At 50.5% G+C, this 21,355-nt stretch carries 19 protein-coding genes; 16 read left to right on the top strand and 3 right to left on the bottom strand.

The window, feature by feature from the left end:
- Positions 1 to 35: 35 nt before the first annotated feature.
- From purD to G5182_RS16990, 4 genes are all read left to right on the top strand, one after another.
- Positions 36 to 1,322 carry a phosphoribosylamine--glycine ligase gene (gene purD, locus G5182_RS16975; protein WP_227341940.1) on the top strand — a complete coding sequence of 429 codons (1,287 nt, stop codon included), beginning with the start codon at positions 36 to 38 and terminating at the stop codon, positions 1,320 to 1,322.
- A gap of 277 nt (positions 1,323 to 1,599) precedes the next feature.
- Positions 1,600 to 1,974 (top strand): cytochrome b562, encoded by a 375-nt coding sequence (locus tag G5182_RS16980; protein ID WP_005349056.1) that lies wholly within the window; start codon positions 1,600 to 1,602, stop codon positions 1,972 to 1,974.
- A complete protein-coding gene (locus G5182_RS16985; protein WP_101531414.1) occupies positions 1,955 to 2,512 on the top strand; it encodes a cytochrome b/b6 domain-containing protein in 558 nt (185 codons plus the stop codon). Before G5182_RS16980 ends, G5182_RS16985 begins: the two co-directional genes overlap by 20 nt.
- 347 nt (positions 2,513 to 2,859) lie before the next feature.
- On the top strand, positions 2,860 to 4,200 hold the full coding sequence (locus G5182_RS16990; RefSeq protein ID WP_421254552.1) for a tyrosine-type recombinase/integrase: 1,341 nt from the start codon (positions 2,860 to 2,862) through the stop codon (positions 4,198 to 4,200).
- A 145-nt stretch (positions 4,201 to 4,345) separates the two neighbouring features.
- Here the strand turns inward: G5182_RS16990 and G5182_RS16995 are convergent, their stop codons facing one another.
- Positions 4,346 to 5,602: a hypothetical protein gene (locus G5182_RS16995; RefSeq protein WP_421254553.1), complete on the bottom strand. Its 1,257-nt coding sequence runs from the start codon at positions 5,600 to 5,602 to the stop codon at positions 4,346 to 4,348.
- Positions 5,603 to 5,721: 119 nt separating this feature from the next.
- Here G5182_RS16995 and G5182_RS17000 point away from each other — a divergent pair, with 119 nt between their 5' ends.
- The 5 genes from G5182_RS17000 to mobF are packed head-to-tail and all read left to right on the top strand — an operon-like array spanning position 5,722 to position 10,976.
- Positions 5,722 to 5,931, top strand: coding sequence for a helix-turn-helix transcriptional regulator (locus G5182_RS17000; RefSeq protein ID WP_421254554.1), 210 nt, complete (start codon positions 5,722 to 5,724; stop codon positions 5,929 to 5,931).
- Position 5,932: 1 nt separating this feature from the next.
- Positions 5,933 to 6,418: a hypothetical protein gene (locus G5182_RS17005; RefSeq protein ID WP_421254555.1), complete on the top strand. Its 486-nt coding sequence runs from the start codon at positions 5,933 to 5,935 to the stop codon at positions 6,416 to 6,418.
- Positions 6,415 to 6,705, top strand: coding sequence for a hypothetical protein (locus G5182_RS17010; RefSeq protein ID WP_421254556.1), 291 nt, complete (start codon positions 6,415 to 6,417; stop codon positions 6,703 to 6,705). The genes G5182_RS17005 and G5182_RS17010 overlap by 4 nt, the downstream gene beginning before the upstream one ends.
- Positions 6,702 to 8,426: a type IV secretory system conjugative DNA transfer family protein gene (locus G5182_RS17015; RefSeq protein ID WP_421254557.1), complete on the top strand. Its 1,725-nt coding sequence runs from the start codon at positions 6,702 to 6,704 to the stop codon at positions 8,424 to 8,426. The genes G5182_RS17010 and G5182_RS17015 overlap by 4 nt, the downstream gene beginning before the upstream one ends.
- Before the next feature lie 3 nt (positions 8,427 to 8,429).
- Positions 8,430 to 10,976: a MobF family relaxase gene (gene mobF, locus G5182_RS17020; protein ID WP_421254558.1), complete on the top strand. Its 2,547-nt coding sequence runs from the start codon at positions 8,430 to 8,432 to the stop codon at positions 10,974 to 10,976.
- A 298-nt stretch (positions 10,977 to 11,274) separates the two neighbouring features.
- On the opposite strand, the gene G5182_RS17025 is transcribed toward mobF, so the two are convergent.
- Both G5182_RS17025 and G5182_RS17030 read right to left on the bottom strand, forming a co-directional pair.
- The gene (locus G5182_RS17025) at positions 11,275 to 13,077 is read right to left on the bottom strand and encodes a UvrD-helicase domain-containing protein (protein ID WP_421254559.1); all 1,803 of its coding nucleotides are present in this window, start codon (positions 13,075 to 13,077) and stop codon (positions 11,275 to 11,277) included.
- Positions 13,074 to 15,215 (bottom strand): ATP-dependent nuclease, encoded by a 2,142-nt coding sequence (locus G5182_RS17030; RefSeq protein WP_421254560.1) that lies wholly within the window; start codon positions 15,213 to 15,215, stop codon positions 13,074 to 13,076. The genes G5182_RS17025 and G5182_RS17030 overlap by 4 nt, the downstream gene beginning before the upstream one ends.
- A 747-nt stretch (positions 15,216 to 15,962) precedes the next feature.
- Between G5182_RS17030 and G5182_RS17035 the strand changes: the two genes are divergently transcribed.
- From G5182_RS17035 to G5182_RS17065, 7 genes are all read left to right on the top strand, one after another.
- Positions 15,963 to 17,390: a tyrosine-type recombinase/integrase gene (locus G5182_RS17035; protein ID WP_421254561.1), complete on the top strand. Its 1,428-nt coding sequence runs from the start codon at positions 15,963 to 15,965 to the stop codon at positions 17,388 to 17,390.
- Positions 17,391 to 17,404: 14 nt separating this feature from the next.
- Positions 17,405 to 18,346 (top strand): DUF6387 family protein, encoded by a 942-nt coding sequence (locus G5182_RS17040; RefSeq protein WP_421254562.1) that lies wholly within the window; start codon positions 17,405 to 17,407, stop codon positions 18,344 to 18,346.
- A 98-nt stretch (positions 18,347 to 18,444) separates the two neighbouring features.
- Positions 18,445 to 18,675 carry a helix-turn-helix domain-containing protein gene (locus G5182_RS17045; RefSeq protein WP_139741614.1) on the top strand — a complete coding sequence of 77 codons (231 nt, stop codon included), beginning with the start codon at positions 18,445 to 18,447 and terminating at the stop codon, positions 18,673 to 18,675.
- A gap of 16 nt (positions 18,676 to 18,691) precedes the next feature.
- Positions 18,692 to 19,012: an ogr/Delta-like zinc finger family protein gene (locus tag G5182_RS17050; RefSeq protein ID WP_081043458.1), complete on the top strand. Its 321-nt coding sequence runs from the start codon at positions 18,692 to 18,694 to the stop codon at positions 19,010 to 19,012.
- Positions 19,009 to 19,638 carry a GPO family capsid scaffolding protein gene (locus tag G5182_RS17055; RefSeq protein ID WP_095592086.1) on the top strand — a complete coding sequence of 210 codons (630 nt, stop codon included), beginning with the start codon at positions 19,009 to 19,011 and terminating at the stop codon, positions 19,636 to 19,638. The genes G5182_RS17050 and G5182_RS17055 overlap by 4 nt, the downstream gene beginning before the upstream one ends.
- Before the next feature lie 12 nt (positions 19,639 to 19,650).
- Positions 19,651 to 20,616: a P2 family phage major capsid protein gene (locus tag G5182_RS17060; protein ID WP_421254563.1), complete on the top strand. Its 966-nt coding sequence runs from the start codon at positions 19,651 to 19,653 to the stop codon at positions 20,614 to 20,616.
- A gap of 4 nt (positions 20,617 to 20,620) precedes the next feature.
- The gene (locus tag G5182_RS17065) at positions 20,621 to 21,334 is read left to right on the top strand and encodes a hypothetical protein (protein WP_421254564.1); all 714 of its coding nucleotides are present in this window, start codon (positions 20,621 to 20,623) and stop codon (positions 21,332 to 21,334) included.
- Positions 21,335 to 21,355: the final 21 nt, after the last annotated feature.

Raw genomic sequence — 21,355 nt, forward strand, 5'->3', positions numbered from 1 at the left:
CCGTCCGGTGACCACAAATAGAAGCGAGCGATACGATGAAAGTACTGATCATTGGCAACGGTGGCCGCGAACACGCCCTGGCCTGGAAGGCCAAACACTCCCCACTGGTACGTCACGTTTTTGTGGCGCCGGGCAATGCGGGCACCCAGCTTGAGCCGGGTGTCGAGAACGTCGCCATCGAGGCGACCGATATCGAAGGGTTGCTGGCGTTTGCCAAAGAGAAACAGGTCGGCCTCACCATCGTCGGGCCGGAAGCGCCGCTGGTGAAAGGGGTGGTGGATGCCTTCCGCGCCGCCGGTCAGCCGATCTTTGGCCCGACTGCTGCCGCTGCCCAGCTGGAAGGCTCCAAGGCTTTCACCAAGGATTTCCTGGCCCGTCACGCCATCCCGACCGCCGAGTACCAGAACTTCACCGAAGTGGAGCCTGCGCTCGCTTATCTGCGCGAGAAGGGCGCCCCCATCGTCATCAAGGCCGATGGTCTGGCGGCGGGCAAGGGGGTGATTGTCGCCATGACCTTGCCGGAGGCGGAAGACGCGGTGCGCGACATGCTCTCCGGCAATGCCTTTGGCGAAGCGGGCTCCCGGGTGGTGATTGAGGAGTTTCTGGAGGGGGAAGAGGCGAGCTTCATCGTCATGGTCGATGGCGAGCACGTGCTGCCGATGGCCACCAGTCAGGATCACAAGCGGGTTGGCGACGGTGATACCGGCCTCAACACCGGCGGTATGGGGGCTTACTCCCCGGCGCCTGTAGTGACCGCCGAGGTACATCGACGCGTGATGGAGCAGGTGATCATGCCGACTGTGCGCGGCATGGCGGCCGAGGGCAACGTCTACACCGGTTTTCTTTACGCCGGTCTGATGATCGACGGCGCAGGCAATCCCAAGGTGATCGAGTTCAACTGCCGCTTTGGCGATCCCGAGACCCAGCCCATCATGCTGCGGATGCAGTCCGATCTGGTGGAGCTCTGCCTGGCCGCTTGCGCAGGCAAGCTGGATCAGAAAGAGGCCATCTATGATCCCCGCGCCGCTATCGGCGTGGTGTTGGCGGCGGGAGGCTATCCCGGCGATTACAGCACCAACCACCCCATCAGCGGCTTGCCGGTGGATGAAGTGGCGGGTGAGAAGGTGTTCCATGCCGGTACCCGTCTGGAGGGCGATACCAGCCTGACCGCTGGCGGCCGCGTGTTGTGCGCCACCGCCCTCGGTCACACTGTGGCAGAAGCCCAGCAGCGTGCCTATCAGCTCGCTGGCCGCATCAAGTGGGATGGCGTTTTCTATCGCAAGGATATCGGCTGGCGCGCCATTGTTCGCGAACAGGAGTAACTGACGCCAGCAAATGGCCAGCTGATTCAGACCCCGCTACGGCGGGGTTTTTTGTCCCTGTTTACCGCTTTCAACCATCCCCATGGTGCGTGTCACCTGCGTTCAATCAGTTACCAAGCGCAAACAAGCGCGGCATATCTGTCACTATTTGCCACAAAAAACAGCATTTTTCACAAACGTTTCACCATGAGTCATGGCATCATGCTGGTGATGAATTCTTGTTTGGATTCATAAGTACCCCTAACAATTCGAGCATGTCGTTATATAAGGAAATCCCATGTTGAAAACCGTCCGCCCCCTGCTGCTGCCCCTGATGTTTGGCCTGATGACCCTGCCTGCCGTGGCGGGTGATCTGGAACAGCCGATGAAGAAGATTGGCTTCAACTACAAGCAGGCCGTCAAGGCTGATGATGCAGCCACCATGGAGAAGCACATCAACGAGATGAAGGCCCAGCTGGACGTGGCCAAGCAGAAGAACATGCCGGCCGCCAAGAAAGAGAAATTTCTTGAAGGGATGAACGAGGTACAGACCGAGCTGGACGCCAGCCTGGCCGCACTCAAGGCGGGTGATGAGGCCAAGGCGCGCGAACATCTGGCCAAGGTCAACGACCTGAAGAAGGAGTACCACAAATATGCCAAGCAAAAAGGGTGAGCCCTTTCGCTGGGATCCGCTGGTTCGCCTGACCCACTGGGGCTTGGTGGCGGTCTGCATCGGCAACCTCTGGGTTAACGAAGCGGGCGAGGAGTGGCACGAGTGGCTGGGTTACGGCGCCATTGGGCTGGTCTCCTTGCGTCTGCTCTGGGGGCTTACTTTTGCCCGTGGCTACGCTCGCCTTGGTGCCCTCATCCCCAGCGGTGAGGATTTTCGCCAGCAAGCGCGCGAGATGCGTGAGCGGCAGCCTCCGGCACCGGGTCATCACGGCAGCGGCAAACTGGCCGTGTGGGCGCTCTGGCTGGTCGTGCTGGCCACCGCTGGCAGCGGCTGGTTTCAAAATACCGAGACGGGATTTGAACTGGGGGCTGACGAGTGGCATGAGTGGTGCGTGGTGGCGCTGCAGGGGCTGATTGGTCTGCACCTGCTGGCCATCGTCTTCACCTCCTGGCGCCAGCGCAGCAATCTGGTTACCCGGATGCTGCCTGCCATCGGGCGTCGCTCATCCATCCAGAGCGGCAGCAACGAGCAAACCTGAGGCTCAGCATTAGGCTCCTTGTCTCTGAGTGAGGCGCCTGATCCGGACCCTGCCCAGACCCGCCCATGGCGGGTCTTTTCTATGACCTCATCGAGCTTATCACTGGACATTGCCCGATACGTAGATGCAAAAAGGCCGCTCATGATGAGCGGCCTTTTCTAATTTGGTGGCCCCTGGGGGACTTGAACCCACGACCAATCGATTATGAGTCGATATTATATTGATTTCATGGTGATTCACCACACACCGAAACAACAAAAAAATCCAAAAAATACATGTTGTTATAAATTCCATCATTTCATGAGGTGTTATTGAGTTACATGAAGCTTCATCTTAAGTGCACTTGTATGTACACTGCAATTGTAAACAAGTGTACTTATCGAGATGTGCCAACTATGCCATTAACTCACAATGAGATTGCCGCACTACCTGCGAAAAAGACCCCCTATTACCAGTTTGATGATACCCGTACTCGTGGCGCTGGTAGGTTAGGCGTTCAGGTGTTTCCCAGTGGGAATAAAATGCTTGTATTCCGTTACAAGCGAGAAGGCCGGTGGGCCTTTATTAGGCTTGGCAGTTTTCCAACATTGAAACTGGTCGACGCTCGCGACAAATCTAGGGCGTTTGGTCAGATGATCCGTGATGGTCTAGATCCCAAGTTCGAACTGGAACGGCAGGAAAGAGAGCGGGAACAGGCACAGCGAGAGCATGAACAGCAAGGCACCATCCTTCAGCTTTTCCGAAGCTACACTGAGCAGATGAGAAAAAACGGTAAACGCACTTACAAAGCCGTTTTGATTTCATTAGAAAAGGAAGCTTATCCATATCTGAAACCCACTACAAAAGCTAAGGATGTGAGCCCGCAAGATATTAAGCTCATTCTGGCGAACATGATCCGCCGTGGCGCCGATACCCAGTCCAATAGGGTGCGTAGTTACCTGATGGCAGCCTTCAATTACGGGCTCCAGCACGACAATGACCCAGCCAACTTCATCGATGATGCCCAATTTGGCTTGACAATGAATCCAGTTGCCGCAATTCCCAGGCAAAGGAACGCCGAACGGGTGGGAGAGCGATTCCTATCGTGGAATGAGACCAGACAGCTACTTGACGACATGGAACAGCCAACGAACTTGGGGCTAACTCTACGCAGCCTGATTCGCTTATGTTTCTTCACTGGCGGGCAGCGCCCTTATGAACTGGCAGCATCACACTGGGACAGTATTGACTGGCAGGCCAAGACTTTAACTATTACCGCCGATATTTCCAAAAATAATCGCCCCCATCTTATCCCACTTACAAGCAGCGCCTTGCGTGTGCTGAGGGCGCAGCAAGAGGCAACAGCAGACAGCCTCTTTATATTCCCCCATGCCACCAAGCTTGATGAACATATGCCGATGGCATCACTTAGCCAGGCTATCGATAGATACCGCAAGCGTTGCAAGATGGCACACTTTATTCCCCGCGACTTTCGTCGCACCTGTAAAACCTTGATGGGTGAGCTTGGCATAGCCAAAGATCTACGCGATCGCCTCCAGAATCACGCCCTAAGGGATGTTTCGAGCAGGCACTATGACCGCTACGAGTATTTACCGGAGAAGCGCGGAGCTCTGGAATTGTGGGAGCGCCACCTGCTCCAGATGGAGGCTGATACCGTAGTAACGGTTGATTTTGGGGGACATGAATGATGGACTGAAAATTGATTTCAGCTGGAGGTGCGTCGCATTGAATTCCCCCTTTCAGAACAGGCCAATAAAATTGAATTTGGCCAGTCGAGGAACTACAATCAGAAATAACAATTTGGTCGTAATCCCTCAATAAAATCAGCAGCAATTAGCGGATGCCGAGCTCTTTTAGTAATACTCTGATACGTTCTCGTGATTTATTCAGCTTCCGGCCAATTTCAGCTGCATCTATTTTATTGTTTTCTGCCATTTGTTGAGCTGCCAGAAAAATGATGCTTGCCCTCAGCTCGTCATTTTTTGGAACAGAACCCGCCTTCGGTCCTCTTGGCTGTTTCATATTCTTGATATTATTAGTAGACTCATATCTGTGAATGATATTCAATAATACATTTTCTCCACCCTCTAAACTGGTTGCAGCCTGATCGTTGGGCAGGTTTCCCCAAGCCTCCTCCCAATTGGATTTGTCAGTTCCAGAAGAATCCAGTGAATTTATAACAGCATAAAACCATTCTTTCCATGAGGATAATTTGTTGATAGGAATAGCATTCAAGACAACTGATGCTCGTGGAAAATGAATTTTAGAAATCTCTATTATAAGACGAGCACTATCCACCCAGGAGTTTCCTGTTCGGTGCGCCTCCAATTCCACTCGGCTTGGTTTATCTGAAAAAATGGCAGTGGCTCTATACAATATTCTAGGGTTTAACGAAAGATCATTTTTTCTTCTAATAAACATATCTCTCATTTCATGATCTGATTTATCAACAGCTGAGATCAAAGCTGCCCTTGCCTTTTTGTGTTCATAAACTGATTTTTTAGGGTGATGCACTAAGCAATACGATGTTGAGTAATCAGTACTATCATAGAGGTTCTGATTATTTTGTTTATGTACGAGTCTCCAGCATAGAGCGCAATATTCAAGAAAATAACTGTCATCATTTCTTTGTTTTTTTTTACTTTTTCGTACAAGAATAAAAACTAACTCAAGACAATGATAGAGTTCATTTGTGTAGTCTATTTCGGCATCTCGCAGTTTAAAATATGTTAACTCTTCATGATTCAACATATCACTACGTAAATATTCATCTGTTTTCCTGATCCACTCTTTTGCATTGCTAATACTTTTGGCATCTCTGAGTAGTTGCCCAAAGGAAATATCTCTAGCGGTAGTCTTGAGTGATCCTGCATTTGCTCTTCTAATTACCTCACACATCCTGGAATCAATATTTACATCGTCAAAAAAACTATCTGCCGCTATTTGGCCTGAATATGGGCCATCTGATATTGCCGTATTTTCACTTTGCGAAAACTCATAGGCATTCTCGATAGACTTTTTGACTGCATCTATCAGTTGAACCTGTGCCTTTCTTAGCTCATGGAATCGAGAAATATCATCTATGTACACGTTTCACCTCTTTTAAATGGTGTGTCCACGATAGCAGTCTGTTCGAATGTGTCAACAGAGTTATCTTCACTCTGACAGGAGATAGCCTTCTTTTTTTTAGTGATACTAGTTACGAACACATGGAACTCAAGGAAATTGCAATGAATAAAAATATTATTATCCGTCCGGCGCAGCTCGCTTTGGAGCTGGGAGTCAGCAAAACAACATTGTGGCGCTGGCGTAACGAGGGAGTCCTCCCTCATCCCATAAATCTAGGCCCCAGACTAGTTGGCTGGGAGAGAACTGTTATCAACCAGTGGATTGAATCTAGAAAATATATGGAGGCATAAAATGACCCCGTCAAAAAGGTGTATTAATTATATGGTTCAGCTCATCGATAATCATTGGGCAACATTGAATGGTATTTCAGAGGGCAATGCTGAAATTATAGCGTTTTTGTTGGCAGGGGCAATCTGTCATGCAGAAAACATCATCAAGGTTGAATGCCAAAGTGACTTTCAGGACCAACTCCTAAGTATAACAATTGAGGCATTGCAGGATTATCAATCCCTAGAACAGGTAATTTTTCCTCCTACACTGGAAAATATGCTCGCAATGGTAGCTGTTATCAACTATCGCCAAGATGTGGTACCTGGGTTAGGCGGAAATCAGACCCCATGCACCGTGAGTGCAATCGAAACACCAAAAAATATCTCTGAAAGCCACAACCTATGCGGTATTCCAGTGATTTCAAACATGATTTTGGCTATCAGCCGAATCCCCAAAAATTTGGCGTCCTTGCTGAGGATTTCAATGATTTCAAGAGGTGACAAATGAAACAACCTACTCAGAGGGCTGTGACCGTGCGTTTTTCGATGCGGGATTATCTGGATTTGGTGAACTCGGCTGAGGAAAAAAATACGACCATAGCAGAAGTGATTCGCCAGGCATGGGCTAGTCACCGTGAACAACAAAATCTGATTCTGCTGCTCTCAAAATTGGAACAACAGCTACTACTCAAAACATTCGAAATTTGTGCTGCAACAGTGGGTCTTTCAGACACTGAGCGCAAAATAGCTGTGAGGCAGGTAAATTCGGCTCTGGGCCAGGAGATCATCCGATGAAAACCAATGCTCCTCCGTCAATTGGGTATCAGCAATGGGGATCAATGGCAGGACTATTTATTTTCTTGGGTACGTTAGGCCAGGTCATACAAATAAATCTTTTCTGGCCAACTAACGATTGGGGGCTTTTTTCAGATCATGTGGCTCGGTTTGGGGGAGGAATATGGTGGCTACTAACTCAGCACTCATGGGCACAGTTAGAACACTATATTGATTTGTTAGACGCATATGACATCCGTAACAAAATATTACTGACGACAATAGGGTCTTTTGTTGTCTCGTCGCTGTTTTCATTCACTATTACAAGAACTATTTTTTGGATGCCAGGCGGCCGGAAAAGTCTTATTAAAGTCAGTGGCCCGAGTTTATATGAAGATGCCAGCTTACAGGTGGGACTCAAGCTTCGCCGCCTAAAAAACAGCCAGCGTTCTGGTGTTGCCGTACACCCTGATATTATGTTGAGTAGAAAAGAAATCGAGGGAAATGTATTTGTATTCGGTCAGCAGGGGTCAGGTAAGTCAGTAATCATCAAGACGACTCTAGGACAAATCGTAAAAAACGGGGATATGGTTGTTATTTATGATGAAAAACGCGAATTTACTGAACTGTTTTATGACCCCTCCGACACGATTTTAATCGCGCCGTGGGATGAGCGCTCGGCGGTATGGGATATATCTAAAGATCTGAGATTTATCGAAGATTTCGAGCTGATTGCAAAAATATTTGTGGCTGAGCGAGCTGAAGATCCGATGTGGTCTAACGGCGCGCGTGCAATTTTTGCAGGAATTTTGGCTGCCAGTAGCACAAATGGGCAGGGTAATTGGGGTTGGCAACAAGTGATTGAGAACTTGTCACTAGATACACTCTCGCTTCGTTCTATATTGGACAGGTACTATGATCGCGCTTCGAGATTTGTTGAAGATGAATCGAAAACAACTCATGGTTTCATGTCGACTCTTATGACAGATGCCGCTTGGCTGTACTCCCTGGAGAAGGCTTGGAGAGGTACAGGGAAAAAATTGTTTTCCATTCGAGATTGGTTGGGTGGAAAAGAACCAAAAATTAAGAAAATTATCATACAGGCCCATCCAGAGCTTAGGTATGTCGGTGCCCCCCTGTGCAACGCGATGATCGGGCTAATGACCACGATTGTCACCGCCAAGCCAGATAATGAGGCCGCTAATACCTGGCTAGTGCTAGATGAACTGGGAAACCTTCCAAAAAATGACAACTTGAAAGAATGGATGAGTATTGGTCGCTCTAAAGGATGCCGAACATTAGCTGGTGCTCAGTCTATTTCACAGCTACATAAAATATACGGTGAGCATGATACTGACACCCTGCTGAACCTATTTTCGACGATCATTGCACTCCGATGTGGTGCTACTGGTGGCGTGGCCGAATACGCGGCCAAAGCATTTGGTGAAGCGATCTACGAACGGCCCACCTATTCCGAGAATCAAGGGCAAGCTGCAAGCTGGCATAAGGAAACCTGGCAGCTCGTAACCCCGTCTGATCTGGTAAACCTGCCGCAATCAACCCCACAAGGGGTTACTGGATACATCACTAGTTCTGGCTGGAATGCAGTGTATAAGCTCCAGTGGCCCTACCCAAAACTGAATGTGATAGCCAAAAGCCATATTGCTGCTGATTGGCTGCTCCAGCGCAGCTCAATATCGACACAACCAACAACAAGAAATGGGCGATTGAAGGGGAATTAATTTATGCTATCAGTGCATGCGATTAGCCACATTGGGTATTACGTCGACGAGGATTATTATCTGACGGATGATCAGCCTGCCGGGATCTGGATCGGTAGAGGTGCCATTGCGTTAGGAATATCGGGCAGAGAGATAGGAGAAGATTACCATTCCATTATGCGAGGATTTTCTCCAAATGGCAAAACCGCGCTGTGCTCCGTACCAGGTGAATCACATCAGCCAGGCTGGGATCTCACGTTCTCCGCACCCAAATCGGTGAGTATCGTCTGGGCTGCCGCCGACCATTCTTTACGTGAAAAAATCAGTGATGCTCAGCTTGTTGCTGTCAAAAGAGCGATCTCGTTTCTCGAAAATCATGCAGCTTTTACGCGCAGAGAGCATGCAGGCCAACGACGAGAACGAGTTGATGGGCTGGTTGCTGCGACTTTCGAGCATGAAACATCAAGGGATCTCGATCCCCAACTGCACACCCATGCCCTGGTCGCTAATGTAGCGCCTCGGTCAGATGGAAGTTGGGGAACAATAATCAGCCGAGACCTATACCTATGGCAAAAAGCTGCTGGTGCTACATACCGTGCTGAGCTAGCTTACCAGATAAACTTGCTGGGGCTTGCCATTGAGCCTGACGGGGAGAGCTTCTGTCTTCCATGTATTCCCGATTCTATCTCTCACTATTTCTCTAAACGTGCGCACGCTATCACAGAAAGCCTGACACAGACGTCAGCGACAAGCAGCGCCAGCAGTATTGGTGACAGGGCAAAATTGGTTACCCGTCGAACCAAGCAACGGGTCGAGCGTTCCGCACTACTTGAAAGGTGGCAATCGGAACTTGATGGCTTTGGTTTAACAGCTAAATACATTGAGTCCCAAAGCGGGCATCGCCTAGCCGGAAAGCCTGTCGTTGAACCACTTTTTTTCAAAGATGTATACGCAGCATTGACTGAACGAGTTGCCGTATTCAGGGCACAAGACCTGTACCAGCTCATTGCCGAGAAACTTCAGTGTTCCTGTTTGCCAGCAACAGATATCCAAAATTTCTCCGAATCTTTATTAGTTGATGATGAGTTGATCCCTATAGGAATAGATGAGAAGCACAGCCAGCTGTTTACGACCCGGCAAATTCTGAGGGTGGAACAGGAATTGGTCACAATAGCTACCGATCTGTTTGCACGTAATGAACTGAAATTGACAGAGGCTGTCGTACAAGCAGCCATTACGTTCCAGGAAAAAGGGTGCGGCTACGCGCTGAGCCAGGAACAACGGGTGGCGCTATTGGATGTGTGCTGCAATGGCGACCTAGGTATTTTGCAGGGGTCGGCAGGGGCGGGTAAATCCTCCGCAATGGCGGTGCTAAGACATGCGTACCAATCCAGCGGGCATCGTGTGGTTGGCGCGACAATAGCGAAACGTGCAGCGGACAATCTGCAAGAGGAGTCTGACATTCCGTCATTTACAGTCGCGAAACTTCTAACCGACTATGAGCGAAAGCGTAATCATTTTTCCACTGCTGATGTTTTGGTGATCGATGAAGCAGGGCAGATCGGAACCAGACAGCTACATAAACTGCTACACCTCGCCGTCGAAAATAATGTCAAGGTCATACTGGTCGGTGAGGATAAACAACTGGATGCGATTGAACATGGTGGGTGCCTAAGATATCTATCACGCCGATTAAATTGTAGCCGCATTGAAACCATCAAGCGACAACGTGAAAGCTGGGCTCGGGAAACTGTGATGCAATTAAGGGACGGGGAATCGGAAAGAGCATTAGAGGCTTTTAGGCAAAGAGGTCTACTTAATTTCAGTAGTAACGCCCACGAAACTAAAAGCGCCATGGTTCAGGCTTGGAACAACTACAGACTCGCTAACCCAGAGAAATCACATCTGCTACTCGCGCAGAAATGGGAAGATGTAAATCTACTTTCAGAGCAAGTGCGTACAATACTCCAAGCCGAAGGGCGTGTCAGCCTCAATGAGGTAGAGGTCGAGTGTATCGTCTCTGAACATCGGTGTAAGTATAAATTTGCGGCCGGTGATCGTATTAAGTTCTGCAAAAATGATTATCGAATACAAGTGTCTAATGGGACATTAGGAACTATCAACAAAGTACATGCCATTAATGGAGTCATTAATTTTTGCGTTAATTTAGATGACGGAAGGTGTATTACATTCAAAGACTTTGATTATAAAAATGAAGATGGAAGATTACCTATAGCGCTTGGTTATGCATTAACTGTATATGCCAGCCAAGGTACAACTATTGATGGTGATGTTTTTGTGTACTGGACAAACGGCATGGATAGAGCAAATAGTTATGTTGCAGGAAGTCGTCATAAAGATAATTGCCATTGGTTTTTTAATAGCCAAGAGCTTGATTTAATGGCTAATGTAGAAAATAGACTTAATATCAATGAATCTGAACGAATAAAAGCAATAGCCGATATTATGTCACACGACCGTAGGAAATATATGGCTACTGAGTATATAGAGAATCATGGAAATGCAAAAACAAGAACTATGACAGAGTTGCAACTTCAGAATGAACTTTAAAAATTATTTTTTGTACCATCTTCATGGGCATGAAATAAAAATTAAGCGTGCAGCATTAAATATCATCTACATGTGTGAGATCAAACTTGATGCTGCTATTAAACTGATGGGGAATTATTAGCTCTATTTAATTTATCGTAATGAACAATATAATCACTGTAGTAGAAATGAAAATGCCCCTGCTTTTGCAGGGACTTATTTACAACCTCTTTATCTGGGGCTTGACCTTAATGTCGCAAGTTTGAGGTATGTCTACATTGCTATATCGAAGCTGTCATATCTCACGCACAGTCATTAGCTACACGACATCGTAATCGAATATACATTCGGCAAGTACATCTGTTGCAGCATAGGGGCCTCGCCCGCCCCCTCTCATACGTTGACACTCCGAGATCAGATAAAGATGTTTGCGGGCCCGAGAGCCAACTACGTAGAGCAGTTTTTTTGCGCTGTGGCTCCCACCATCTACTTCTGCTTCTTCGCTGAAATGCGGGACCATTCCTTGCAGTAAACCAAATGCTATCACTACGTCGAATTCCGCCCCCTTGACACCATGGATGGTGTTGACGGTGATGCCGCTACGGTGTTGGAACACCTTGCGGAAGAAGTCAATTCCGCCAATGTATGGTGCCCCCTCCCTTCGTAGCCGCTCGATCTTAGCCGCTGAACTGTCAAAGAATGCTTGATGATGCCCGGAGAGCATTGCATGTGACTGCCAGTCAATCCCTAGGCGAGCCATCAACATAGCGAAATACTCCCTCAGATATTGCAGTCCGTCAGGCTGATCTAGCAAGATTGAGTTGCTCTCCCGAAGAAGCCTGGCAGCAGATAGCTCACGAGTGTCAATCCCTTCATTACCTAAGTCTCTAATCACTTCTGTTGCCCAACGGCACCGTCTCACATACAGGGTAGGGGACGCCTCGGTCAGTGCGATCCGCGATAATCGATACCAGAAATTCTCTTGATCACGACTGAAAGGAACCATTCCAGGGCCGTCGAACTGGTACTCGGGCAACGCACCTGCAAGTCGACGTGTCACTCCCGCTAACAGAATCCACCACGGTGCCACTACGCAGATCTGATCTGCGGGAACCCCTTGGTCGGTACTGAGTCGAATCAGCCTCACAAGTTCAGCCTCCAACTGGTCGCGATCCAAATTGGTGTTGTAGGTAATGCTGCTAGGAAATGTTCGGTAAGATGCGGCACCATGAATATTGGTCGGGTGAACGGTAAAGTTTGAGAAATATCTGATCAGTCTATCAGTGGATCTATAGTTTTCAGACAGAGCACGCTCTTCCAGCTGGACACTACAAAGCTGCCGCAGTTCGGCAACAGGCATCGCGAAACCTCCAAGTGAACCGAAAATTGCTTGGTTGGGATCGCCCACAACAAATAGTTTTGTTCGCTCAGTTCCGGCTCTCACTATAGCTGCAACGATCGAGTATTGAATCCTCCTCGTATCCTGATATTCGTCAATTAGAATCCAGGGGAAAATGTTAGCTAAGACTCTCGCTATCTGAGGTTGACTTTGGATCAGGCGTGACGAGTAAAAAAGCATCAGTTCAAAGTCTATTTGCCTGTTATTTGCAAGATGGCGAAAATACAGCTCAAAGATGGCATGAAGACGTCTGTGTTTACTTTGATCCCTACATGCCAGTACATACCCCTGTTCTGTGAAATAGTATTCACAGTCCCAGTAAGTGATTCCTGGTTGCGTTCGGCACAGTTCTTCTAGAATTTTCTCTTGCTCATGGCTGTCTATGATCCTGAAGCCATGCGCCAACGCAGGCTCGTAGATACCATAGGGTTTCAGAATCCATTCAAGGCAGAATGAATGAATAGTTCCTATCCAAAGCTGAGAGGTATCCACCCCAAGCCCTTCGATACGATCATGAATTTCGTCAGCTGCCCGGTGGGTATAGGTAAGGGCAACGATGAACTGCCGCTTGTTCTGCAAACGTGATAGTTCATAGGCGATCTTATAGGTCAGAGTTCTAGTTTTTCCGCTGCCAGGGCAGGCAATCAGTAATACACTATTCTCTGTGCGTACCGCCCCCGACTGTTCATCATTTAGCTCAGATTGATCCCATGCGAATGTCACGGCAGCGCCCCTAAAAATGCAAGGATCTGATCGTTAGGTAGCCCTATAGCTGCCTCGTTCCGAATAGTGTTGAAGTCAACTCGGCCAGCACGATACTCAAGCAGACGTTCCCAATAGTGTTGCAGCCATGGTGGTGGGGCGGCTCCCGCAGGAGTGTTCACGCTAACTCTGTGCTTCAATATGTTGAAGATTAGCTCTGTCGAGAATGTTCCGTGTGCAAAGATGAGCGCTTGGAGAATGTAGGGCGGAATGACGGTCTTGCAGTCAACCTGTTTACCCAGAAGTATGGCGAACCATCCCTTTCCTTCGTAATTTGCCATGGTGAGCACACGTCTACCGAATTGAGCGGCATGAATAGAGTTCAGCTCAGCTATTGACTGTGCTCGCTTAGCGGCCTGTGTATATACATCATTGACGGATGCGACTACCAGCCTGGCATTACCACATGCCACGAAGTCAACTTCGAACGTATGGTTAGCATAAAAGGGCTGAAGCCATGCATTACCATTAGTCTGAGCATCGAGCTCAACTTTGCGAGCTGCTCCAGATATTTGGGATCTCAGCAGTTTGGCTCTGAAATTTACGGTATCAGGATCGTCCCCAAACTGGGGATTCGTAGGCATAAATGCCGCATCCAAGTCGGTGATGATAGCGCAACGTCGGCGGATTCTATCTTCATGGAATAGCACTGAGACGTTGGAAAATCCCGTGCTACCAATATTGATAAGACTTACACCAAGCTCGTCCAAGCTAACGCCAAGTACCTTTTTTATCATCAACGGGATGAGGATCTCTTCTGCATCTCCTTCCACTAGCAGCACGCTCTTTGCGAAAAGCAGATTGCTTCGAACAGCATCAAGATAGCGCTGAACGTTGCCAATTTGGTCAGGAGTAAGCCCCATAGACGGTTGAAATGCCTCGCACTCAGTCCCTACTCGCCCTAGTATGTTGACGTTCTGGATGTTGCTGGCCTCGGAGATGTGGGTTGAGTGCGTTGAGTAAATAATCTGCGCCCCTGTGTACCCGATTCGATCGAATAGAGTCTTTTGGACATGCGTATGTAGGTGCGCCTCCGGCTCTTCGATAAGTAGAAAGTTTGCAAGAGCCTGACGTTCGTGCTGATACTTGAACTCGAGAAGCTTTAGTGTCAGAAAAATGAGGTTGGCACCGCCAAGACTGAGTTCTTGAATACTCCCCTCATGAGTCGCGTCGAACTCGCCCACGAAGAGCTTAAGTGATTGGAATAGTAAATCAGCTTCATCTGGAAGATCAGACTTGATTGCCAGCAAGGCCGGCGAGTAGGTCTGGCCAGCAGCGCGGTAAACCGTATCTACGATGTCTGATCGGATATTTTGCACATCGTTCAGATTTCCAATTTCTGCGTTCAGTTGCCTTACGCGCTCTACGATTGGCAGAAATTGTATGGGGTCAATCTGCCCGCTCTTGCTTTTCAGAAGAGTGAGAAGTGGGTTAGTTCGGTTGCTATGGAACTCTGACACAACATCACGCAGAGCTTGAATAAAGGTGCATGAGACCTCCCTAGTTACCGAAAGCGTACCTGGGATGCGAGCACCTATCTCGGGAAATTCGACCTCACTATGAAAAACTGCGTTGTCAAAGTCTCCAACGATGCGTCGATAAATCTCTGGATCTGTAAAATCGGCGTTACTTCGCCCCGTAAATAGCGTTTCATAATCATCTATAGTTACTCGGTCAAGAATCGCGTTCATTCCGAGCACATCAAAGTCAGCGAGTGCTGCCAAATTCATTCTAATTTGCTTATTAGGGCGAAATATCAGGTTGTAAGTTGCTTTTCTGACTATTCCGCCATCCTCGCCATTTCCCGTGCCGTGTAGGAAGAGTGATTGTATCGCCTCATCGGTGCTTATCTCCTCGAACTCGAGGCTTATGATGATCCAGTGACCGCGCCAGGAACCAAGCCCTCGATAGAAGTCCGATTCATTGAGCCTGTATGATGCTCGGACCATATTGTCATCCAACATGAGCCTTAGCGCTCTTAGGACGTTGCTCTTACCTGCACCATTTTCACCAATGATCGTATTTACACCTTTGCTGAATCGTAACGATGCGTTCGCGAAATTCCGATAATTTATAAGTGTTAGTTTGGAAATGTGCACTCGTGTCTCCGCGTTTTTATGTTACGAACTTGGCATAGTAACAAAAGCATCAAAAATTTTGATTGTGTGTATCTCACATATTCAAAAGAATCTTGTTGAGAAATTGCGATTTACGAGAGAGCGGCAGCAGAGGTGTGGTTGGAAAATGTCCTGCCGACATTGGTTTGTAACACAGGGACTCCGATGTAGTGAGCCTTCCCCTAAGTGCACTTGCAAGTGCACTTATAATCAGCAGATACGAAAAAGGCGTAGCAGTTACTAACCTGCTACGCCTTTCAAAATTTGGTGGCCCCTGGGGGACTTGAACCCACGACCAATCGATTATGAGCGTGGGGAAAATGCATTTTACTGTATTTGCGTACAGTATATGATGTTATATAAATCAATGCCTTAGAGCGTGTCGCTCATTTTATGACCTTCCCTGATCTTCCCCTATATTCTCCCTCTGTCATATCCTATAGGTATCCTTTTTCGACCAATCGATTTTTAGGATACCTGGATCGATTGGTCGGCCAAGAGCAGGCTAGCCAGGGAAAGGAGCAGCAAACGCCACTCCCCCCTTGGGCCAAAAAAGGTCGCATAGGGTTTAAATATTGAGGTTACAGAGGTTACAAGGTTACATCTCTCTACAGGCCACGGTTTTACTGGGTTTGTTTGTAACCTCACCATAAATAGTCAGAGGTTACAGAGGTTACAAGACCTGTCTTGCCTGCCCTTCCTCTGGCTAGCCTGGTTGGTGGGAGGAAGATGAAAGCGTTCAAATTCACCAAGGCCACGATCGATGCACTGCCCCGCGCACCAGAGGGGAAGCAGGTCGAGTACTGTGATGCCATGGTGCAAGGGCTGAGGCTTCGGGTCGGGGCAACTGGAACCAAGTCGTTTAGCGTGGCCAAGAGGAAAGAGGGGCGCTTTATCAGGGCGACCTTGGGGCGCTATCCGGCATTGACCATCGACATGGCCCGCGCCAAGGCGCTGGAGATCTTGGGAGACGTGGCCATCACTGGCCAGAACCCCAACGTGATCCGCCGCGAACAGGATAAGCTGAAAGTCACCCTGGGCGAGGCGATAGATGCCTACCTTGCCAGCCGTGGCGACCGGATCAGAGCAGAGACGGCCAAGCACTACCGCGCCGATCTCAACAACTACTCCGGCGACTGGATGACGATCCCCCTGGTCAAACTCACACGGGAAAAGATCGAGGTTCGCCACAAGGCCATCACCGAAGGGTTGCCCAGTGCCTGGCACGGCGCATCGCCAGAGTTTCGCAAGGCGGGCACCGGCAAGGGCAGCAAGGCGCAGGCTGACCGCTGGGCGCGCACACTGCGGGCCGTGTGGCGCTTTGCCCGTGATCACTATCGGGATGCCAATGATCGGGTCATGCTGCCCGAGCCACCGACCGAAGTCCTGAGCAGCAAGCGGCTTTGGCACAACACCCCCAGACGCAACGACCGGATCCGCACCCATGAACTCAGGCGCTGGCTGGATGCTGTGGAGCAGGTCAGGCAGCACGCCATCGACTGGCGGGACGATACGACCGCCACCGTCTGCGATGCCATCGACATGGCACTGTTTACGGGGTTACGCCGCGCTGAAGTATTCCAGCTCACCTGGGATCGGGTCAGCATGAGCGGCGGCTACTTCTGGATTGACCAGACCAAGAATGGTGATCCGCTGGAGCTGCCGATCACCGATACCCTGCTCACCATTTTCCGCCGCTGTTGGCACTGGAACCTGAAACAGAGCCGGTTTGTGTTCCCTGGTCGCAATCCTGAGCGCCCTATCCATGAGCCGCGCCGTGTCATAGCCAAGATCTGTGCGGCCACTGTACCGAACCCGAATCCTGACGGCCTGCCGCCGCTCGAGTTCAAATGCCACGATGCCCGCCGTACCTTCGGCACTGTGGCCGAACTGGCCGAGGTCGGTCAGTACACCATCAAGCGCCTGATGAACCACCGCACCCTGCGCAGTGCAGATGTCACCCAGGGTTACATCCACTTCACCGCTGACGAGCTGCGTAAACCGGCAACCAGGATTGAACGGGATATTTTGGAATACGCAGGCCGCCTGGACAGTAAAAATAATGCCAATAGTAATCTGTTGACTATTTTTGCCACGTTGCCAGAAGACGAGCAGCGCCGCTTGCTTTTAAGTATTAGCAATGCTGGCAGCAAATGAAAAGGATTGAATTCATGAGTATGATTGTGGATATTGATGATCTGATTCTCCATGCAGAAAACAACGGAGATGATAAAGAGCATAAAGAAAGCTTTTTAAAGATTTATGCGTCAGGGAAGTACGAAAAGGTGAGTGAGCTTAGCGCCTTGAATCTTATAGAACAGTTGCGCATAAGGGCTGATATTATGGAAATGCTTAATATTGGCTCCCCCTGTTTGCACCATTACTTGCCTAATTGGTTAGCGGTGTACCTATCTGATGATATTTATATCTCTGAGCCAGAGGAGTTACTTGTTGACGTGTCCGCAATGTTATCGCCTGAAGCTAAGGCGGAAATGGTAGAGAGGGAGTTTTCTTATAGCAGTGATGACCATGGGGAGGTGTTATCATCACTGAATAGTATTACCCCAATACACGTTCGGAATATTATCGCGATGGCCGAGGTGGCCAAGAGTTATGGCTTTAATGGTAACGACTCCTACAGCTACCGAATGCCCAAGATGCCTTTCGCTACGCTGCTTGCAGAGCGTTATAAAGAGAGCATGCCAAAGCTGGTAGCCGTAAACATTAATATTGAGAGCTTTTCTGACAAAGAAATCCTTGATGATATGGCCAGCTTGCTTAAAAAGTGGCGGAGTGAATTGTCAGTTAATGAGGAGAAAGATTGTAAAGGTATTAGCTCAAATGCACTAAGGAAAGCTGTCAACAACAAATATCTACCATTGCTGGACGCCATGATTGCACATAAATTGTTTAATGGTGCAATCAGTGATTTAGTCATTTTGGATGTACTATATCCATCTCTTGATATTGAATTGGATGCACTCAGGAAAACATATAAACATCAAGCAATGAGGTTTTCTGATGTGCGTCATGTTTCCGCTTGGAAACGAACTCTGGTGAAGTCAGGAGTAGAGCATCTCACAATAAAAGATGCGTTAACAAAAAAATTCTAATATCGCAAGGGTAGTTTACCGCTTGCCAGTTATACCTTACATCCTAAAAGCCCCCCAGAGAAAATCAGCACCGTCAAAGCAATACTGGGGGTGCCAAGATGAAATCAGTAATAAACCAGAACACTCCGCAACGCCTTACTCGCCGTGAGGCTGCCGCCTACCTTGGGTTGTCCGAGAAAACCCTTGGGGTCTGGGCCAGTAATGGCCGGTACGAGATCCCTTACTACAAACTCGGCAACCGTACCCTCTACGAACGCGCCGATCTCGATGCGTTCCTCGCCTCCCGCAAGATGCTGCATTCCAGCAAACCTGCGAACCCCATCCAATAACCCTGGAGGTACTCACATGCGCGTGATGTGCACCGAGTGCGGCCAGCTGGGCCGCATTACCAAGACCAACCGCCTGACGGCGGGTGTCGCCAATCTCTATTGCCAGTGTACCGATGCCGAGTGTGGTCACTCTTGGGTGTCCACGCTGGCCTATAGCCACACGTTGAGCCCCTCGGCCAAGAAAGCCACTGCGATGGCCATCACGCTGGCGCAAGGGCTGTCGCCCGAGGCGCACGGCTCACTGTGCAAGAGCGTGAACGAGCGCCAGCAGCAGCTCGACATACTGGCCGCGCAAGAGCGGGAAAAACCGGTAGTTACACTGCGGAGGGTGGTATGAGTAGCCAAGTCAAAACCGGCTGGGTGTGCATCGCCACGGCGGGGCCAACACTGGATGGCCGCAATATCAGCCCCGAGAGCCTGCGCCAGATGGCTGAGGCATATGACCCAAGTTTCTATACCGCGAGGCTCTGGCCAGAGGGGGCGCGCACTCGCCCGCTTGGCTCTGTGGATGCCTTGAAGGTGCAGGAAGAAGCGGGCCAGCTCAAGCTGATGGCAATACTTTGCCCGACCCTTGAGCTGATTGACCTCAACACCAGCGGCAGCCACGGCTTTTGCACCATTGAGGCGGCTGAAAACTTTGCAGGCACCGGCCAGTGGTATCTGGCGGGGGTCTCTGTCACCGACCAGCCGACCATCACGGGGCTGACCCAACTGCAATTTAGTGCCAAGCGGCCCGAGGCGCGCCCGCTTTTGGTGCCTGCTTCTTTGCCTGTGCCCGTCCCCACCAAACCGGTGAACCGGACACCAGACCCTGACCGCATGTTTAAGCAGCTGGAAACCTTGGTGTCGGATATCGACAGCATCAACAAAAAGCTCGCCAGCATGATGCCCTGCCCACCAGACCCGCCCACTGCTGGCCGCCGTGATAACCCCGACTCTGACAACACCTACCGCCTCTACTAAGGAGCCTTTCTGATGACTTTATCTGACCTGCTGCGCGATGTGCGCATGAGCTTTGCCCCCGCGCCGCAACCGAGTTTTGGCAACCTCGACAACGCCACCAGTATGGCCCTGACGGCGGCCATTTTGCAGGCCGTCCCGTTCCTGTGGATGGTCTCTATCTTGGGGGTGGATGACCCGCACGCTCCACGCTTTGACCCGCTCAAGCCAACCCTGCGCAGTGGCCGCAAGGCGCAAGCGCGTTTCATGGTTCCGGCCAAGCCGAGCAAGCGCGCCCACCAATACGAAGAGATGGACAGCAGCGTTATCTGGACGTGGCAACAGCTGGCCCAGATGCTTGAAGGGCTCGACCAGCGCCAAGCCAACAACCTGCTCGAAGAGCTGGCCTTGGCCGCTTTTGGTGATGACCTGATACGGGTCGGTTTCCATGGCCAGTCTGCCGCCGTCAATACCGACCCCGTTGCCAACCCCAACGGGGAGGATGTCATGGTGGGCTGGCCCGCCTTGGCCAAGGCGGCTGACCCCGAGGGGCTGCGGGTGCTGCGCGATGCGGTCACCTTCTCAACCAGCGGCAAGGGCGATTTCTCCGACCTCGACAGCATGGTCTATGCCCTGATTGAGAAGCTGCCCGAGGCGTACCGCCAAGACCCGCGCTTGGTGGTGATGGTCGGCGGCGACCTGCTGCGCGCCCACCAGAAAGCCCACCTCAAAGCCGGACAGGTGCGGGATAAAACCCAGCGCATGAAGATTGCGGACTTGGGCTTTGTCTCGCACCAGCACATGCCGAGCACCTATCTGGCCATCACGCTGGTCGAGAACCTGCAGGTGCTCACCGTCAACCACACCCACCGCCTCACGGCGGGCGACATTGACGACTTGGCCAGCTGGGGCATTCGCTACAACCGCGCCCAGACCTACGCCTTGGGCGAGCCAACCGCCTACGCCGCTTTTGATGCCATCACCCTTGCCACCGAGGAGTAACCCCATGCAACAGACCCCCACCTTGCAGGCTGTGCCGACTGCCCCCGCTGCGACCCGAGCCAGCCGACTGGATGAGCACGTGGCCCTGTTTCAAAGCGAACACAGCAAGCTGATGGAACTCGACCAAGAGATATTGACCCTGCGCGAGCAGCGCAAAAACCTGATGGCGCAAATCCCGTCCGCCAAGGCCCGCCGCGAGGAGCTGCGCCAAGGGCGGATTAACCAGCTGATGGGCGGGGTGGTATCACTGGAAGCGGCGCGGGAGTACCGCGAGCTGACCGAGCTACTGGAAGATGCCAAGGCGGCAGCCAGCTTGTCGGAGTGTCAGGAGAAGCGCTTGGCATTACCGCTCTATCAGACCCAGCTGGCGGTGAACAGCGCCCAGAGCATGGTCGCCGGATGTTATGAAAGCTACCTCGACCACAAGCTGGCGCCCGCCATCTTGCCCCACCTCAAGCAGCAGCTGGCCGAACTGGCGGCCCTGACCCACGCCAAGGGCTGCATCATCGGGCTGGAAGGTGCGCGCCGCTGGGCGCTAAACGAGTTGGGTTCGGCACTCAAGGAGGCAATGAGCGGCGAGCAGGTGATGCTGAAGGGAGACAGCCCCGCCGCTCGTCAGGCGCTCGTTACCTCAACCCGCCCCCAGTGTGCCGACCTGCTGGCCCTGTGTGACAGTCCAGGCAAACGCCAATGCCTGCAACGGGAGTTGGAGGAGTAGCCGCCCAGAAAAACAAAAGGG

Source organism: Aeromonas sp. 600948 (genome assembly GCF_049174875.1).
GTDB lineage: Bacteria > Pseudomonadota > Gammaproteobacteria > Enterobacterales > Aeromonadaceae > Aeromonas > Aeromonas veronii_A.

Coding starts and splice junctions, on each gene's coding strand:
- G5182_RS17015 (WP_421254557.1), top strand. CDS start 6,702: ATGAAAACCAATGCTCCTCCGTCAATTGGGTATCAGCAATGGGGATCA.
- G5182_RS17050 (WP_081043458.1), top strand. CDS start 18,692: ATGCGCGTGATGTGCACCGAGTGCGGCCAGCTGGGCCGCATTACCAAG.
- G5182_RS17005 (WP_421254555.1), top strand. CDS start 5,933: ATGACCCCGTCAAAAAGGTGTATTAATTATATGGTTCAGCTCATCGAT.
- G5182_RS17035 (WP_421254561.1), top strand. CDS start 15,963: ATGAAAGCGTTCAAATTCACCAAGGCCACGATCGATGCACTGCCCCGC.
- G5182_RS17045 (WP_139741614.1), top strand. CDS start 18,445: ATGAAATCAGTAATAAACCAGAACACTCCGCAACGCCTTACTCGCCGT.
- G5182_RS17060 (WP_421254563.1), top strand. CDS start 19,651: ATGACTTTATCTGACCTGCTGCGCGATGTGCGCATGAGCTTTGCCCCC.
- mobF (WP_421254558.1), top strand. CDS start 8,430: ATGCTATCAGTGCATGCGATTAGCCACATTGGGTATTACGTCGACGAG.
- G5182_RS17040 (WP_421254562.1), top strand. CDS start 17,405: ATGAGTATGATTGTGGATATTGATGATCTGATTCTCCATGCAGAAAAC.
- G5182_RS17055 (WP_095592086.1), top strand. CDS start 19,009: ATGAGTAGCCAAGTCAAAACCGGCTGGGTGTGCATCGCCACGGCGGGG.
- G5182_RS16985 (WP_101531414.1), top strand. CDS start 1,955: ATGCCAAGCAAAAAGGGTGAGCCCTTTCGCTGGGATCCGCTGGTTCGC.
- purD (WP_227341940.1), top strand. CDS start 36: ATGAAAGTACTGATCATTGGCAACGGTGGCCGCGAACACGCCCTGGCC.
- G5182_RS16990 (WP_421254552.1), top strand. CDS start 2,860: ATGTACACTGCAATTGTAAACAAGTGTACTTATCGAGATGTGCCAACT.
- G5182_RS16980 (WP_005349056.1), top strand. CDS start 1,600: ATGTTGAAAACCGTCCGCCCCCTGCTGCTGCCCCTGATGTTTGGCCTG.
- G5182_RS17000 (WP_421254554.1), top strand. CDS start 5,722: ATGGAACTCAAGGAAATTGCAATGAATAAAAATATTATTATCCGTCCG.
- G5182_RS17010 (WP_421254556.1), top strand. CDS start 6,415: ATGAAACAACCTACTCAGAGGGCTGTGACCGTGCGTTTTTCGATGCGG.
- G5182_RS17065 (WP_421254564.1), top strand. CDS start 20,621: ATGCAACAGACCCCCACCTTGCAGGCTGTGCCGACTGCCCCCGCTGCG.